Raw genomic sequence first — 16807 nt, 5'->3', positions numbered from 1 at the left:
AAAATTATTTAGAAATTTCATCTAAGATAAAAAGAATTCTGTTATCCAGAGTATTTTTAGGAACTTCTATGAGTTCGTAACCGTAACTTTGATATGTTTCAGTAAGGTGATTATAAATAAGTTTAGCTTGTTCGAAGTTTTCATAACGTTCATGATCGCTAATGTAAATTTCTTCCCAAGGCGGAAGAATGAAGATTTTTGAGTACGTATGTTCGCGACAAGCGATGTCAAAAGACGCAGGATAGCTATCGCCAATGTAATGCATGTAAGCCAAAACATCTGGAATTCCTCGGTCAATAAAAACGATTTCATGTGGCTCTTTGGAAGCATTATGAAATTGTTTTTTTCTTCCTTCAAGGAGTAATTCACTGAATAAGAGTGGTTTTTCGAGGAATAATTGCTCAATTCCTTGTTTTTTTGCTTCCAAAGTTACTTCCCGTGAAATTTCGGGATAACAACAATGTCCTTTGGCTATCAATCCATCGATGATAGTTGTTTTACCTGTTCCTGGACCGCCAATGATAACTATGATTTCTTTCTGCACCTTTAAAAAATAAGGGGCAAATTTACTTAAACTTATTGGGATTTGAAAAAATGATTGCGGTTAAAATAATATTAGGTAAAAAATCATAATTCAAAATTCATAATTTACGTTTGAAACAGTATATTTGCCTTTATTTTTAAATGAAAAATGGATAAGAACACTCAAGAATTTTATGATAGATTAAAAGTAGAGTTGGACATGAGCAATACATGGCCTGCAGAATACTTGTTTAAGTTTATTGTGCCAACTGAAGAGGACAATATCGAACGTGTTCAACTGGCTTTTGATTGTATGGGAGCGGTCATAAAAACGACAAAATCTAAGACGGGTAAGTTTACCAGTATATCTGTTGACGTAACCATGAAAGATTCACAAGAAATAGTAGATAAATACCTAGAAGTTTCTACCATTAAGGGAATTATTTCTCTTTAGATATAAAACTAAATTTTGATGCATATACAATCGAATGATTGCAAATCTTCGAAAAAGAGCATGTAAGATTAAAAAATATACATTCGAATATGAATTCAAAATATATTAAAGAAAACTCGAACGATGTGGTGCATCATTTGGAATATAATGCGGAAAGATCGCATTTGATTATTCCAGAATATGGACGCCATTTGCAAAAACTAATTGATCAAGCGACCAAAATTGAAGATGATGTAGAACGCAATAAAGCGGCAAAATACATTATTCAGGTTATGGGAAGTTTGAATCCACATTTGCGTGATGTTCCTGATTTTCAGCACAAGTTGTGGGATCAGATTTTTATTATGTCTGATTTTAAATTAGTGGCTGATTCTCCATATCCAATTCCATCCCGTGAAGTATTACAATTGAAACCGGATGTGTTAAGTTATCCTCAGAATTTTCCAAAATACAGATACTATGGCAACAACATAAAATACATGATTGATGTAGCCAATAAATGGGAAGATGGTGAAATGAAAAGTGCTTTAGTGAAAGTTATTGCTAATCACATGAAAAAATCCTATTTGAGTTGGAACAAAGACACTGTTAAGGATGATGTTATTTTCGAACATTTATATGAATTGTCAGGCGGTAAATTGAATTTGCTTCAAAGTACCGAAGAGCTTCTTAATACCACTGATTTATTGCGAACCAATAAGCGAGTTTCTAATAAAATCTCACCGGCTGGTCCTCCAAAAATTCAAAGTAATAAGAATACAAAAACTGGAAAACCAAATCCGATTCACAAAAATCAAAATAGAAAACCGTTGTAAAATTTAGTTATAAGGTATCAATTATAAGTTATGAGTTTAAAAAACCGTAGTTTATCAATTCATAGTTTATTCATTCATAATTCATAATTGTAAAAAAATATGGGAATTTTTAAAATAGAAGGCGGCATTAGTCTTAAAGGAGAAATCACGCCACAAGGAGCCAAAAATGAAGCATTACAAATTTTATGTGCTGTTCTTTTAACCCCTGAAAAAGTGATTATTAATAATATTCCTGATATTATTGACATCAATAAACTAATTACACTTTTAGGAAACTTAGGAGTTAAAATCCAAAAAACAGGATCTGGCTCGTATACTTTTCAAGCTGATGAAGTGAATATTCAGTATTTAGAAACCGAAGCATTCAAGAAAGAAGGCGGTTCTCTTCGTGGATCGATTATGATTGTTGGACCACTTTTGGCAAGATTTGGAAAAGGATATATTCCAAAACCAGGTGGTGATAAAATTGGACGTAGAAGATTAGATACTCACTTTGAAGGATTTATAAATCTTGGAGCAAAATTCCGTTACAATAGAGAAGATCATTTTTATGGTGTAGAAGCGCCTAAAGGATTGAAAGGTGCCGATATGTTATTGGACGAAGCTTCAGTTACCGGAACAGCAAATATTGTTATGGCTGCCGTTTTGGCCAAAGGAAAAACAACAGTTTATAATGCTGCTTGTGAACCTTATTTACAACAATTGTGTAAGATGTTAAACTCCATGGGAGCTAAAATTACAGGCGTTGGGTCTAACTTATTGACTATTGAAGGTGTTGAAAGTTTAGGTGGTTGTGAGCATAGAATTCTTCCTGATATGATTGAAATAGGAAGTTGGATTGGTCTTGCTGCAATGACAAAATCAGAAATCACGATAAAAGATGTAAGTTGGGATAATTTAGGAGTAATTCCTAATACTTTTAGAAAACTTGGAATTACCCTGGAGCGTAAAGGAGATGATATTTACATTCCTGCTCACGTAGATGGATATGAAGTAAAAACAGATATTGATGGTTCTATTTTAACAATTGCAGATGCTCCTTGGCCTGGATTTACTCCGGATTTATTGAGTATTGTTCTTGTAGTTGCGACTCAAGCGAGAGGTGATGTATTGATTCATCAAAAAATGTTTGAAAGCAGATTGTTCTTTGTGGATAAATTAATCGATATGGGGGCTAAAATTATGTTGTGTGATCCACATCGTGCCGTTGTTATGGGGCACGATTTCAAATCACAATTGAAAGCCACCACAATGTCTTCACCAGATATTCGTGCGGGAATCTCATTGTTAATTGCAGCGCTTTCAGCAAAAGGAACGAGTACCATTCAGAATATTGAACAAATTGACAGAGGGTACGAGCGCATTGACGAACGATTGAGAGCTATTGGAGCTAATATTGTACGTGCATAAATCAAATAAATAATTACAAAATATCGTTTAAGTAAACCAAATAGGATTTGAATCTAACCATTCAATACGGTTTACTTAAACGTTTTTAATTTTAATTCATCTTTAGAAAAAGAGCATGTCAACGGAACAAACAGCGATAAAGGCCACTTATTTTAGTATTATTGGAAATACATCTTTGGCCATTATTAAAGGGCTGGCAGGTTTTTTTGGAAATTCGTATGCTTTAATAGCGGACGCAATTGAATCTACCACGGATATTTTTGCTTCATTTTTAGTTTTATTTGGAATAAAATATTCGAATAAACCTGCAGATAAAAATCATCCTTACGGACATGGAAGGGCAGAGCCTTTAATCACTTTTTTAGTTGTTGGTTTCTTAATCACTTCAGCTACCATCATCGCTTATGAAAGTATCATCAATATTGGTACGCCACATGAATTGCCAAAACCATGGACATTAATCGTTCTTGGAGCAATAATTATTTGGAAAGAGTATTCCTTTCGAGTAGTGATGAAAAGAAGTATTCAAACAAATAGTTCCTCATTAAGAGCTGATGCTTGGCACCATCGTAGCGATGCAATAACATCGGTAGCGGCATTTCTTGGGATTTCAATTGCTTTGATTTTAGGAAATGGATACGAATCAGCCGATGATTGGGCAGCACTTTTTGCTTCAGGATTTATTCTTTATAACAGTTATCTTATTTTTAGACCTGCTTTGGGCGAAATCATGGATGAACATTTATACGATGATTTGATTGAGCAAATTAGAATAGTTTCACTTCAAGTAGACGGAATAATAGATACCGAAAAGTGTTTTATTAGAAAAGCAGGAATGCAATATCACGTAGATTTGCATGCAATTGTAGATTCGAATATTACGGTAAAAGAAGGGCATGACTTAGCACATAAACTGAAAGATACGTTGCGGGAGGAAATTCCGGAATTAGGTCATGTTTTAATTCATGTAGAACCGAATTAATTTTATAATTTAATTCATTTTGAAATTTATAAGACAAAAAAAAGGCACAAGAAATAATCTTCTTGTGTCTTTTTTTCTTGTGGAAGTTTTACTCTAAAATATTTAAAAATTTAAGTCCAAAAACTACTCCGTCACCTTGAAATCCATTTTGGTAGGAACGTACATAGTCAACTCTTAGCATCTTAAATTTTCCAAATCCTAAATTATTTAAACCTACCGTGAACTCAGTGTAAGGCTTAATATTTGGTGTAGAAAGTGTATGAGCACCCAGAATTAATGTTGATTTTAATTTATTCAACAACGGAATTTTATTCATAAAATATCCTTCGTCATTGTATTCTGCATGTGCTTCAAAATAACGGTCATTTGTACTGTTAGAATAATAAGGCAATAAGTTAAAAACATTCAAGTAGCGTTCTGTCTGGCCTATGTGTGTTTGATTTCCATTGAAATGTTTGTAATCTACAAAGGAGATATTTTCTGCATTCAGGAATTTCCCGGCTTTTAAATTCATTCCTAGAGTTCCTTTATTTTCTAATTTTAAATCATAAGTTAATCGTGCATTTACATGGTCAAATTCATATTTTTTTTCATTGGCAGCAAAGCCTTTTTCATACCCTAAAAATAGTGTAGGATATTTTTCATTTCTAATATTATATTTTCCGTCTGGACGGGAAGAATATTTATTTCCAAAATTTATTCTTGCATTTAGATTCGCTTTCATCAAATGATGTTTTTCAAAAGCTGGAGTTGTGAAATCACCCGGAGCCAAAGGATTATTCGAAGTATATAAATCGTCCTTGTTAAAAAATGAGAAATCAGTGTTGTTGAATAATGGTTTGCGTTGTTGGTATTCTATTTTTCCATTTAGGTTCACTCCATTTGCAATATCCTGGCTGTACCCAATTGCTGCCGATTCCAGATTATACAACTTCATGAAATTGTTCTTAAATGCTAATGAACTTATCGAATTTATAGTAGCACTAATGGGTTGTTCTGCATTAAATTGTTTCACTGTATTTCCTCCGGTTAAGTATAAAGTGGCATAATTCTGGTTGTTGAACCGATGGATAAATTGTCCTGTTATACGCAAACGATCTTCAGCAAAACCATAATTGAGTTTTGTACTGATGGAAGTGTACATCCCTTTATTTTCCTGATTTTTCCAGTTGGTGTATCTAAATCCAGAATCAAAATTATATCCTTGTACAGTATTGAAACTTAGAGAACCCAGATTTAGCAATCCTTCATAACTAAAGGAATTTTTCTCTGAACTGTTTCTATAAGTATAACCCGTTAAGATTTTCAGCAGTTTGAATTTATTCCCTTTTGCATCAATAGAATCTAAATATTTTTTAGAATTTCGAACCTTATAAATACTGTCTTTTCGAATATAATCATTACTCTCTTCAATTGATAAAGGAATGGGTCTGTTGCTATTCCAAAAAATAGAATCTTTTTTATTTGAATTTATTTCGACACTTGTAATTTGATTTGTAAACGTTTTTTTAGCAAATGAGTTTACAAATTCATAATTACTGTAGACATAGGTATATTTCCCATCGAATTTTATTCCAAAGGCTCCGGCTGTAATATCGAGACTTTGGGTATTTTTTGCCCATATTTTGTTGCTTTTGTTGTAACTGAAGTTTTGTTTTAAGGTCATTACATCTACAAATTCTTCTTTCATTCGGTAACCTTTAATATCCAAGTCAACGGCATATATCGCCCAAGAATCTTCAACAATATAAATGTAACCTTCAAAAACAGGTTCGCTGTCACGTTTTGCAGTAACTTTTATTTTATTAATCATTTGATTATTGTCATCATAAAAAGTGCTCTCCAGTTTATATTTATAATAATTGAAGGCATTATTTGCGATTGGAGAAATCATATTAACCCCAAAGTCAATCGTATTGTCATAGAAGTCATAAAACGAAGATCTGGCCGTATTGTAACTGTAGCCGTTATCTCTTCCGCTTACTTTGGAGGCAGTTACGACTTCTCTTAAATTATTGGGTTTCTCAAAAGTAATTTTAGAAAAAGTTTCAGACAATGAAATAATTCCCGTTCCTGTAGAATCCAAAGAACCATTCAGATCGCCAATTTTTTGACCAAATATTTTTTTAGGGGCATTTTTTAGTTTGAAAATTCCTCTGGAGTAAAAATCAGCATTGAAAAGTGCTGTTTTTTCAGTATTTTCTTTTTTACTGGCAATCGCATTTTTTATGATAGCAATTGCAGGATTTATTTTAGTGTTGATTACCACTTCGTTCAAAGAATAACTTTCTTCAATCATCTTAACGTCAAATGAATAGGGTAATTTATCCGTCTGAATTGTTATTCTTTGCGTTTTAAAACCTAAAAATTGAAATACTACTGTTTGCTTTTCCGCTTTCTTCAAGTTGAGTTCATATTTTCCTACTTCATTTGAGGTAGTCCCATTATAGGTTTCTTCTTGAAAAATAGTCACAAAAGGTAGGGGATTCCCTTTTTCGTCAGAAACAGTTCCTTTTATTTGTGCATGGTTGGTAAGCGATACCAATGAAATTAGAAGTAGGTAGTATTTTCTCATGAAAGTTTTTTCTTTCACAAAAATATAAGAAGTTTAAAAAGAGGCTATTAATTATTTGTTAAACATTTATAAGAATATTTTTATTCTAAAATGTGACTTACACGAAAGATTGGATAGCCAATTCATAACTTTTTAAACCAAAACCTAAGATTACTCCTTTTGCATTTCCAGAAATGTAGGACTGATGTCTGAAACTTTCACGTGAAAATGTATTCGAAATATGGACTTCAACAACTGGAGTTGTGATAGCTTTAATGGCGTCACCAATGCCAATGGAAGTGTGGGTATAAGCGCCAGCATTTAGAATAATACCATCGTAGGTGAAACCAAATTCCTGAATTTTATCAATTAATTCTCCTTCAATATTACTTTGAAAATAAGAGAATTCTATTGTTGGAAATTTTATTTGTAAAGTCGTAAAATATTCTTCAAAAGTTAAGCTGCCATAAACTTCTGGTTCGCGTTTTCCTAAAAGATTGAGATTTGGTCCGTTGATGATACTAATTTTCATAATTCCAGTTTTGGTAAAAATAAAAAAACCGTTCTAATTTAAAGAACGGTTTTGATAAATTTAATTTTTTTATTGGAATTAGAACGTAAATCCAGCTGATATTTGTACCACAGAGTTTTTAACTTCAGCCTCTTTTGACGCTTCAGTTAATCCTAGTACATAACGACCTTGTAAAAAGAAGTTTTTAGTGATATTAAATCCTAATCCTCCTGCTACACCAAACTCAAAAGTTTCTGCGTTTTCTATATCAAAATCATTTCTTTCGCTCAATAAAAAGGATGCTTGTGGTCCAAGATCAAGACTGACTGTTTTATTCAAATGAAATTTTGCTAAAACAGGAATAGACAGGTAACCTAATTCATTTTTGAATTCTTCAGCAGCATTCTTATAGGTTGCACCTTGAGTAGAGTACAATAATTCAGGCTGAACTGAAAAACCATCGGTTAACTTAATCTCGGCTACTAGTCCAGCATGATAACTGGTGATAGCATCTGTTGAATTGTAATTTGTCGAATTGATTGTCACTTCGCTTCCAGTTTGATTGGCATAGTTTAAACCAGCTTTAATTCCAAACTTGACCAATTGAGCTTGCATGTCTACAGACGCGGCAAGAAGTACTACTGCTACTAAAATTATTCTCTTCATAATTTGTTTTTTATATTAATAATTGAATTGGGACTTTTACTTAAAACTATTTTGTTTAAGTATTATTGTCTAATTTTTCTTAAAACCAATTCTTGCAAAAATTAGTCCAATAAATTACAAAAGCAATTTTAAGTGCTCTGTTTTTACTTGTTTTTTATGTTTTTAAATTTATTAAAAATATAAAATAATGACAGTCAGATAGTTATAAAATATATTTTTTACTGTTTTTAATCTGATTTATTTGATACTCAACGAGTTTTTCTTTCAAATAAGCCTTCTCCTATTTGATTTTTTTAACTTTGGTAGTATTAATTTTAAATGATGAATCATGAAAAAAATTATTTTAATGGTAGTTATGGTGTTCACTTTTGGTTTTGTGAATGCTCAAGAAAAAGCAGATATGGCATTTGGGGTTAAAGGAGGTTTGAATATCTCCACAATTACTAATGCTGATGTAGATGGAGTAAATACTAAATCTTTAGTAGGATTTCATGTTGGTTTTTTTGGAGAATTTATGATTAGTAATAAATTCGCGATTCAACCTGAAGTTTTGTACTCTGCGCAAGGAACGGAATTAGAGTTTGAGGGGATAAGTGGAGATTTGAAATTAGATTACATTACTATTCCTGTTATGGCTAAATATTATGTAGCGGATGCTTTTAGTCTTGAATTAGGTCCTCAAATAGGATTTTTAGTATCAGCCAAGGCTAAATCCGGTGGAGAATCTGAGGACGTTAAGGACGAGCTTAAATCAACCGATGTAAGTTTGAATTTTGGTGCAGGATATGATATTACGCCAAACTTTATGATTGGTGTGCGTTATAGTTTAGGCTTGACACGTTTGCAAGATGAAATTTTCCCCGGAGAAGATGAATCTAAAAATTCTGTTTTTCAAATTTCAGTAGGTTACAAATTTTAATATTTTAAAAAAGTTATATTCTAAACCTCCCAATTTGGGAGGTTTTTTTATGTAATTAAATCGATATTTTCTTCAAATGAACTTTCTATCTATTTTTTTTATAAGTTTTATATTGTTAAATTTAATTGGATTGTTTTAAAAAATAAACTCACTAAATTCCGTGAGAGAAGTGATATTAAATTATTGAAATTCATATATTTAATTAAAATTGATTAAATATCTCAAAATAAACTTACAATGAGTTTTTACTTTTTATTATAGAAAAAAAGTACTTATTCTGAGGTTTTTCTTATGTTTGTTGAAAAAAACAATCAAATGAAAAAAATTATTTTAACTGCAGTAGCAGTATTTGTATTTGGATTCGCAAATGCACAAGAAGCAAAATTTGGGCTTAAAGGAGGATTAAATCTTTCTACATTTACGGGTGATACTGATGGTCTGGATCTAAAATTAAAGCCAGGATTTAATGTTGGAGCTTTTGTAGCGGTTAAATTATCAGATAAACTTACATTTCAACCAGAAGCTTTGTATTCGATGCAAGGAACAAAAATTGATGAGTTTGAATTTGAATTTGATAATGCTGTTTATTTAGCTGAAGCCAAGATTAATTTGTCTTATATAAATGTGCCTTTGATGTTAAAATATTATGCTGCTGAAAAATTTAATCTAGAAATCGGACCACAAGTTGGGTTTTTAGTAGCTGCAAAAACAGTAGCTGAGGTAAATGGAAATGAGGGAGAAGAAGATGTTAAAGATAGTTTCGAATCGGTAGATTTTGGACTTAATTTTGGTGCAGGATATGACTTTACAGATAATATCTCAGCTGGCTTAAGATATAATTTAGGTTTATCTAATAACGCAAAAACAGAATCTGGTGATGACTCTAAACTGAATAACAGTGTGTTGTCAATTTCATTAGGATACAAATTTTAATATTTTAAAAAATATATAATTTTAAGCCTCTCAATTTGGGAGGCTTTTTTTATGCTCAAAAAAGCTTTACTTTGTAACTATGAATTGGATTTCCTGTATCAAAAGCTATCAGTCATACTTGAAAATCGAACGCGGTTTGTCTAAGAATACTATAGATAATTATTCTTTCGATATTGAACGGTTGTGTCTTTTTTTGACTAAAAATGAAATTGTTGTTTCACCGATTAAAATTGGAGAAGAAACGGTTCAGCAATTTATTTATAGTGTTGCTAAGGAAGTCAATCCACGTTCACAAGCCAGAATCATATCGGGTCTTAAAAGTTTTTTTAGTTATTTGATATTTGAAGATTATCGGGTAGATAATCCATTAGAACTTATTGAAACTCCTAAAACTGGCAGGAAACTCCCGGACACTTTATCCGTAGATGAGATTGATAGTCTTATTTTTGCGATTGACTTAACCACTAACGAAGGCGAACGCAATCGCGCCATGCTCGAAACACTTTATGGATGTGGATTGCGGGTTTCCGAATTAGTTTCTTTGAAAATTTCGGATTTATTTTTTGAGGAAGGTTTTGTTAAAATAACGGGTAAAGGAAATAAACAGCGTTTTGTGCCCATAAGTGATTTGACGCAGAAGTACATTCAAATTTACAGGAATACCATTAGAACTCATATCACTATTCAAAAAGGTTTTGAGGATACGCTCTTTTTAAACAGAAGAGGGAAACAGTTAACAAGGGCTATGATTTTTACTATCATTAAAAACTTAGCGGTCAAAATAGATTTGAATAAAACGATAAGTCCGCATACTTTACGACATTCTTTTGCTACTCATCTTTTAGAAAACGGGGCTGATTTGCGCTCTATACAATTGATGCTTGGGCATGAATCGATAACAACTACAGAAATATATGTACATCTTGACAGAACGTTTCTGACACAAGTTCTAAATTCATTTCATCCTAGAAAATAACATTTTGTTAATAATTTAAAATTTAGAATTGTTTAAGAAAGAAAAGGTTTACGGATTAAGCCTAAAATTAAATTTCTGAAAATTCAGTTTATAATCTCATCAAATTGGTGGGATTTTATTGTTAATTTGCCTGTTAAATAAAAAATATAATCTAAATTGTTCACCTATTAAATGTTATAAAAGAATATGGTTTTTGATTTTCCCCAAAACGGAAATTGCCAAGAGGTAAATGATTTTTACAGTAAATTATTTAATGAGATTCCAGATTTAATTTTTGAATTTGTGATTGCTCCTGACAATACCTATTTGTTTCCTTTAGTGAGTAAATCGGTAAACGATTTTTTTGAGCTGTCTTCAAATCATTTTGTTGACAGTGACAAATACGTAATCTATAATAGAATATTTGAAGCTGACCGATTGTCTTTTTTTCAGTCATTGGTAAATGCAAAAAGGAATATTACAAGATGGGATTTTGAGTTTCGGGTTTTATTACCTGAAAAGGGATTGAGATGGCTTAAAGTTTCATCAAAACCAGAATTATATCCTGATGGGAATATTGCTTTTTATGGAAGAATTTCAGATGTAACGGACTTAAAAGAACAGGAAATCAAGCTTAAAATTTCTGAAGAACGATTTAAATTTGCTCTTGAAGCTTCTACAGCAGGAGTATGGGATTGGGATTTAACGACCAATAAAGTTTTTTATTCCTCACAATCGATGAAAATCCTGGAGCAAGAGTCTTTGGATATTTTTGATAATCCGGAACGTTGGGACGAAATTGTGCATCCGGATGATTTAGAAAAATATTACTCTGAAATCCATGATCATTTTGATAATAAAATACCTTTTTATGAAAATTACCACCGTGTTTTAACCTCCAGCGGGAAATACAAATGGATTTTAGACAGAGGAAAAGTAATTGAGCGTGATGAAGATGGGAAGCCATTACGAGTTATTGGCACGCATACTGATATTTCTTCGCAAAAAGAAAAAGAGCTAGAATTAGTGCGAACAATGGAATTGTTTAGTCAGCAAAATAGCCGACTATTGAATTTTTCACATATTGTATCCCATAATTTAAATACACAAGCAGGAAATATTAAATCACTATTAGACATTATAGATGAGGATGATAATTTAGAGAGTAACAAAGAAATGTTGGCTCATTTGCGCACTGTTTCGAATGATTTAAACGAAACAATTGCTAATTTGACTCAATTGGTGCTAATACAAAGTAATTCGAACATTCCGATTAAATCATTAGACTTGAATTTTTATTTAAATAAGACTTTAGATTTAATCAAAAATTTAAAAAATTACAATCAAGTTACCATCATAAATGAGATTCCTGAAGGTGTTTTTGTCGATTTTAATCCGGCTTACTTAGAAAGTGTTTTGTTGAATTTTACAACAAATGCCATAAAATATTCGAATTCTAATAAACCAGTGGAGATAAAATACTCGTTCTCATTGGAAAATGGTAAAAAGACCTTATCGATTTCAGATAATGGATTAGGCATCGATTTGAAGAAATATGGAGATTCTCTTTTTGGTATGTACAAAACATTTCACAAGCATGAAGAAGCTAGGGGATTAGGATTGCATATCACGAAGAATCAAATAGAATCGATGAAAGGGACTGTTTCGGTTGAAAGTGAAGTAGGAGTAGGAACTACTTTTAAAATCGTTTTTCACGACAGTTTGAATGATTAGTTAATTGGTTTCGATAGATAACAAAGTGTCTTTTAAAGTAATTAAATAGCATGCAAAAAAAAACTTCTCAGCGATGAGAAGTTTTTTTATATGTAAATTTAAATAAATTATTTGGCAATATTCACGGCTCTTGTTTCACGAATTACAGTTACTTTAACTTGTCCAGGATACGTCATCTCTGTTTGGATTTTTTGAGAGATATCAAAAGATAAGTTAGCCGCGTTTTCATCAGAAACTTTTTCGCTTTCCACAATTACTCGAAGTTCTCTACCAGCTTGAATTGCATAAGCGTTTTTTACACCGCTGAATCCGTAAGCTACTTCTTCAAGATCTTTTAGACGTTGAATATAAGAATCCAATACTTGTCTTCTCGCTCCTGGTCTTGCGCCTGAGATTGCATCACAAACCTGAATAATTGGCGATAATAATGATTTCATTTCTATCTCATCGTGGTGTGCTCCAATAGCGTTACAAACCTCTTCTTTTTCACCATATTTCTCCGCCCATTGCATTCCTAATAATGCGTGTGGTAAATCACTTTCGGCATCTGGTACTTTACCAATATCGTGTAATAAACCAGCTCTTTTAGCCAGTTTTACGTTTAGACCAAGTTCAGCTGCCATGATTCCACAAAGTTTAGAAACTTCTCGGGAGTGTTGTAATAAATTCTGTCCGTAAGAAGAACGGTATTTCATACGTCCTACCACTTTAATCAATTCAGGATGTAAGCCGTGAATTCCTAAATCGATAACGGTACGTTTACCAACTTCTATAATTTCATCGTCAATTTGTTTAGCAGTTTTTGCAACTACTTCTTCAATACGAGCAGGGTGAATTCTTCCGTCAGTTACTAATTTATGTAAAGCCAAACGTGCAATTTCTCTACGTACAGGATCAAAACAAGAAAGGATAATCGCTTCTGGTGTATCATCTACAATGATTTCTACTCCAGTCGCAGCTTCCAGTGCACGGATATTTCTACCTTCACGACCAATGATTCTACCTTTTACGTCGTCAGATTCAATGTTAAATACCGAAACACAGTTTTCTACTGCTTCTTCTGTACCAACTCTTTGAATGGTATTGATGATGATTTTTTTAGCTTCTTGTTGTGCAGTCAATTTTGCCTCTTCAATAGTATCTTGAATATGAGACATTGCTTTGCTTTTTGCTTCCGCTTTCAATCCTTCTACTAATTGATCTTTAGCTTCTTCAGCAGATAAACCGGAGATAACTTCTAATTGTTGCAATTGACTTTTATGCAATTTGTCAACTTCAGATTGTTTCTTATCTAGGTTTTCAATTTTAGTGGTGTATTCTAAAGTTTTAGATTCGAAATCATCATTTACTTTTTTAGCTTTTGATAATTCATTAGAAACTTGAGATTCTTTGTCACGAACTCTTTTTTCTATTTCTGCAACTTTTTTATCACGAGATAAAATGACCTGTTCGTGCTCTGATTTTAATTCAATAAACTTTTCTTTTGCTTGAAGAATTTTATCTTTTTTTATGTTTTCAGCTTCCAGATTTGCATCTTTTAATATGGATGCTGCTTCTTTTTTTGCGTTTTTAATTAAGTTTGAAATATTGCTTTTTTCAATCAATTTGGCGATCCCAAAACCTCCCGCAATACCTATAATTCCTGAAATAATAATCGTTAATATGTTGTCCATGTTTGTTAAAATTTATATATAAAAAAGCCTACATTAGATTGCTTGTATAAACTCGAAAAGACAAGTTTTGAGCTAACTCGTTGTTCAAGCTTCCAAACTGAATTGGCTTGCTATAGTAACGATGATTTGCTCATTCTAAATTGTTAGTGTTGAGTTTACCAAATATGAACTAATGTAGGCAGTATCTTAGTTTTTGTAAAGAACGTTTATTTGTCGAGATATTGATCTAAAATCGCATTGATTTTTTTAATTCTTTCGATGGTTGCTTCTCCATCTATCGCATTATCAATTTGTTTTTGTTCCGTTTGTGAGGCAAATTGTAAAGCACACATGGCTAATACATCTTGCTTGTCACGAACAGCATAATTTTCTTCAAATTGCTTGATCATCGTATCAATTTTTTTAGAAGCGCTTCTAAGGCCTTCTTCCTGAGAGAAATCAACCGTTAACGGGTAAACTCTGTCTGCGATTGATATTTTAATTTTAAGCTTTTCGTCCATATCTTTTATTAATCTGATAGCTGTGCTATACAGTAATCAATTTCGCGAATTAATGAATTTATTTTAAGCTTCGTATCTCTTTTATTATCGTCACTGCCTAGTAATGTATTTGCTACTTTGAGTGTTTCATACTGCGTTTTTAGCGCTTCAATCTCTTGTGACTGAGTTTGTATTATGGATGCAGTTTTTGTTAATTCGTTTTTCAAATCTTGATTATTTTTCTCCAAACCTTTCATTTTTGTGAAAAGTTTTTCAATCTTACTTTCAAGAGTATCAATAATTTCTGCAATTGCACTCATTATATATCTTATTCATTACATAATCATACAAAGTTAGTATTCCTTTTTAATTTTGCAATATTTTATTATTTTTTTTGCATTAAATTAATTAAATATCAGTTGTACAAATGGTTACGAACCATTTTTTTTATCGCTGTTTTGAATACTTTTTTTATCTTAGCAAAAATGTAAACGATGAGATTTCCTGTATTTTTTTTATTTTTTTGCACTTCTGTTTTTGCACAAGTTGACTATCCAAAAGATTATTTTAGATCTCCTTTAGATATTCCGATGCAATTATCAGGAAATTTTGGAGAATTGAGACCCAACCATTTTCATGCAGGTTTTGATTTAAGAACGCAACAAAAAGAAGGATTGAAAGTATACGCAGTGGCCGATGGTTATGTGTCCAGAATAAAGATTTCTACTTTTGGAAACGGAAAAACAATTTACATCAACCATCCCAATGGGTACACATCGGTTTATGGGCATTTAAAAATGGCCAATGGCGAAATAGAAAACTACATCAAGAAAACGCATTATAAAGAGGCATCATTTGAAATCGAAATGTTTTTTAAACCTGATGAAATGGTAGTAAAAAAAGGAGAAATCATTGCTTTTTCCGGGAATACAGGAGCTTCAGAAGGGCCACATTTACATTTTGAATTTCGGGATACTAAAACAGAGTTTATAATCAATCCGATGCTTTTTGGGTACGATAAATTTTTAAAGGATACAAAGAAACCTGTCGTTTCCGGAGTTTATGTGTATCCTTTGGATTCAAAAACTACGGTTAATCACTCGAAACGACCTTTGTTGCTGAATGTCTCCTTGCAAAAAGATGGAACTTACCTTTCTGATAAAGTAGTTGCAAACGGTACAATAGGTTTTGGAATTTCGGCTTATGATACTGATGATGTTTCGTTTAATAATAACGGAGTGTATAAAGTGCAGTCTTTTTATAATGGAAAACCAAATTTCGGTTATGAATTCAATACCTATTCATTTGACGAAATGCGCTATATCAATGCGTTGATTGATTATTCTAGATATAAGAAAATGCAGCAACGGGTTCAGAAATTATTCATGAAAAACCCGTATAATTTGAGCTTTATCCAAGCCGATGAAAATAAAGGAGTTTTACAGGTAACTCCAAATTTAGCATCTTTATATCGTATTGAAGTTTCGGATTTTTTTGGAAATAAAAAAACAATAGCCATTCCTATTCAATATGATTTATTGTCTACAACTATCAGTCCTGAGCCAGTGCAATCGAACTATTTTGTTAAAGCGAATAAAGACAGCAATTTTGCTTTAGCGAATATGTCGGTTTTCTTTCCTGCGGGAACTTTTTACGAAGATTTTGATTTGAATTTTGATGTAAAAAATGACACGTTGTTTTTACACGACGATACAGTTCCTGCCCACACTAATTTTACGGTTTCAATTGAAGACACAAAATCGACTGAGGCGCAAAGAGAGAAAATGTTCATTGGCAGAATAGAAGGAAAGAAAATAAATTACAATCCAACCTATAGAAAAGACAGCATATTCAATACAAAGGTTAAAATTTTAGGTAAATATGCTTTGGTTGCAGATACTATTGCACCAAAAATTACTATGGCGGTTCCTGTTGAAGGGAAATGGATTAGCGAGCAAAAAACAATTCAGCTTTCTATATACGATGAAGTGTCTGGCATAAAATCATACAACGGCTATTTAAACGGAAAATGGGTGTTATTCGAATATGATAATAAAACCAGAAAACTAACCCATTATTTTACTGATGGAATTGTTGCTGAAGGTGCCAATGATTTAAAAGTTGTTGTGATTGATAATGTAGGAAATTCAACTACCTTTGAAACTCGTTTTTTTAGAAGCCAAAAAAAATAAAAACCAAA

At 32.1% G+C, this 16807-nt stretch carries 16 protein-coding genes and 1 other RNA gene; 9 read left to right on the top strand and 8 right to left on the bottom strand.

Annotated features, from left to right (window positions below; all coding sequences use genetic code 11):
* Positions 1-4: 4 nt before the first annotated feature.
* Complete coding sequence (locus tag CLV00_RS16060; RefSeq protein ID WP_099716116.1) at positions 5-544, bottom strand: AAA family ATPase; 540 nt, start codon at positions 542-544, stop codon at positions 5-7.
* Between the two features lie 147 nt (positions 545-691).
* Between CLV00_RS16060 and CLV00_RS16055 the strand changes: the two genes are divergently transcribed.
* From CLV00_RS16055 to CLV00_RS16040, 4 genes are all read left to right on the top strand, one after another.
* Positions 692-976, top strand: a complete 285-nt coding sequence (locus CLV00_RS16055; RefSeq protein WP_099716115.1) for a DUF493 family protein — start codon at positions 692-694, stop codon at positions 974-976.
* Between the two features lie 89 nt (positions 977-1065).
* On the top strand, positions 1066-1791 hold the full coding sequence (locus tag CLV00_RS16050) for a DUF4290 domain-containing protein (RefSeq protein WP_099716386.1): 726 nt from the start codon (positions 1066-1068) through the stop codon (positions 1789-1791).
* Between the two features lie 99 nt (positions 1792-1890).
* On the top strand, positions 1891-3201 hold the full coding sequence (gene murA / locus CLV00_RS16045) for a UDP-N-acetylglucosamine 1-carboxyvinyltransferase (protein WP_099716114.1): 1311 nt from the start codon (positions 1891-1893) through the stop codon (positions 3199-3201).
* Positions 3202-3316: 115 nt separating this feature from the next.
* The gene (locus CLV00_RS16040; RefSeq protein ID WP_099716113.1) at positions 3317-4183 is read left to right on the top strand and encodes a cation diffusion facilitator family transporter; all 867 of its coding nucleotides are present in this window, start codon (positions 3317-3319) and stop codon (positions 4181-4183) included.
* Positions 4184-4271: 88 nt separating this feature from the next.
* Here CLV00_RS16040 and CLV00_RS16035 read toward each other — a convergent pair whose 3' ends face one another.
* From CLV00_RS16035 to CLV00_RS16025, 3 genes are all read right to left on the bottom strand, one after another.
* Positions 4272-6758 (bottom strand): DUF5686 and carboxypeptidase regulatory-like domain-containing protein, encoded by a 2487-nt coding sequence (locus CLV00_RS16035; RefSeq protein WP_099716112.1) that lies wholly within the window; start codon positions 6756-6758, stop codon positions 4272-4274.
* Between the two features lie 97 nt (positions 6759-6855).
* Positions 6856-7269 carry a type II 3-dehydroquinate dehydratase gene (aroQ, locus tag CLV00_RS16030; protein ID WP_099716111.1) on the bottom strand — a complete coding sequence of 138 codons (414 nt, stop codon included), beginning with the start codon at positions 7267-7269 and terminating at the stop codon, positions 6856-6858.
* Positions 7270-7347: 78 nt separating this feature from the next.
* Positions 7348-7914 carry a porin family protein gene (locus tag CLV00_RS16025; RefSeq protein ID WP_099716110.1) on the bottom strand — a complete coding sequence of 189 codons (567 nt, stop codon included), beginning with the start codon at positions 7912-7914 and terminating at the stop codon, positions 7348-7350.
* Positions 7915-8242: 328 nt separating this feature from the next.
* Between CLV00_RS16025 and CLV00_RS16020 the strand changes: the two genes are divergently transcribed.
* The 4 genes from CLV00_RS16020 (at position 8243) to CLV00_RS16005 (ending at position 12455) form a co-directional block, all read left to right on the top strand.
* Entirely contained in the window at positions 8243-8833 is a 591-nt protein-coding gene (locus CLV00_RS16020) for a porin family protein (protein WP_099716109.1), read from the top strand.
* A gap of 315 nt (positions 8834-9148) precedes the next feature.
* Complete coding sequence (locus CLV00_RS16015; RefSeq protein WP_099716385.1) at positions 9149-9766, top strand: porin family protein; 618 nt, start codon at positions 9149-9151, stop codon at positions 9764-9766.
* Positions 9767-9845: 79 nt separating this feature from the next.
* Complete coding sequence (gene xerD / locus CLV00_RS16010) at positions 9846-10742, top strand: site-specific tyrosine recombinase XerD (protein WP_099716108.1); 897 nt, start codon at positions 9846-9848, stop codon at positions 10740-10742.
* A gap of 186 nt (positions 10743-10928) precedes the next feature.
* Positions 10929-12455, top strand: coding sequence for a PAS domain-containing protein (locus CLV00_RS16005; RefSeq protein WP_099716107.1), 1527 nt, complete (start codon positions 10929-10931; stop codon positions 12453-12455).
* Between the two features lie 107 nt (positions 12456-12562).
* Here CLV00_RS16005 and rny read toward each other — a convergent pair whose 3' ends face one another.
* From rny to CLV00_RS15985, 4 genes are all read right to left on the bottom strand, one after another.
* The gene (rny, locus tag CLV00_RS16000) at positions 12563-14128 is read right to left on the bottom strand and encodes a ribonuclease Y (protein WP_099716106.1); all 1566 of its coding nucleotides are present in this window, start codon (positions 14126-14128) and stop codon (positions 12563-12565) included.
* 48 nt (positions 14129-14176) lie between these two features.
* Positions 14177-14283, bottom strand: a non-coding RNA gene (gene ssrS, locus CLV00_RS15995) — 6S RNA.
* A gap of 51 nt (positions 14284-14334) precedes the next feature.
* A complete protein-coding gene (locus CLV00_RS15990) occupies positions 14335-14628 on the bottom strand; it encodes a cell division protein ZapA (RefSeq protein ID WP_099716105.1) in 294 nt (97 codons plus the stop codon).
* A gap of 8 nt (positions 14629-14636) precedes the next feature.
* Positions 14637-14927 carry a hypothetical protein gene (locus tag CLV00_RS15985; protein WP_099716104.1) on the bottom strand — a complete coding sequence of 97 codons (291 nt, stop codon included), beginning with the start codon at positions 14925-14927 and terminating at the stop codon, positions 14637-14639.
* A 174-nt stretch (positions 14928-15101) separates the two neighbouring features.
* Between CLV00_RS15985 and CLV00_RS15980 the strand changes: the two genes are divergently transcribed.
* A complete protein-coding gene (locus CLV00_RS15980) occupies positions 15102-16799 on the top strand; it encodes a M23 family metallopeptidase (RefSeq protein ID WP_099716103.1) in 1698 nt (565 codons plus the stop codon).
* The last annotated feature ends 8 nt before the right edge of the window (positions 16800-16807 follow it).

It is taken from the genome of Flavobacterium sp. 11 (assembly GCF_002754315.1).
GTDB lineage: Bacteria > Bacteroidota > Bacteroidia > Flavobacteriales > Flavobacteriaceae > Flavobacterium > Flavobacterium algoritolerans.
The sequence above is the reverse complement of the archived record's forward strand: the minus strand, read 5'-3'. Positions and strand labels throughout refer to the sequence as shown.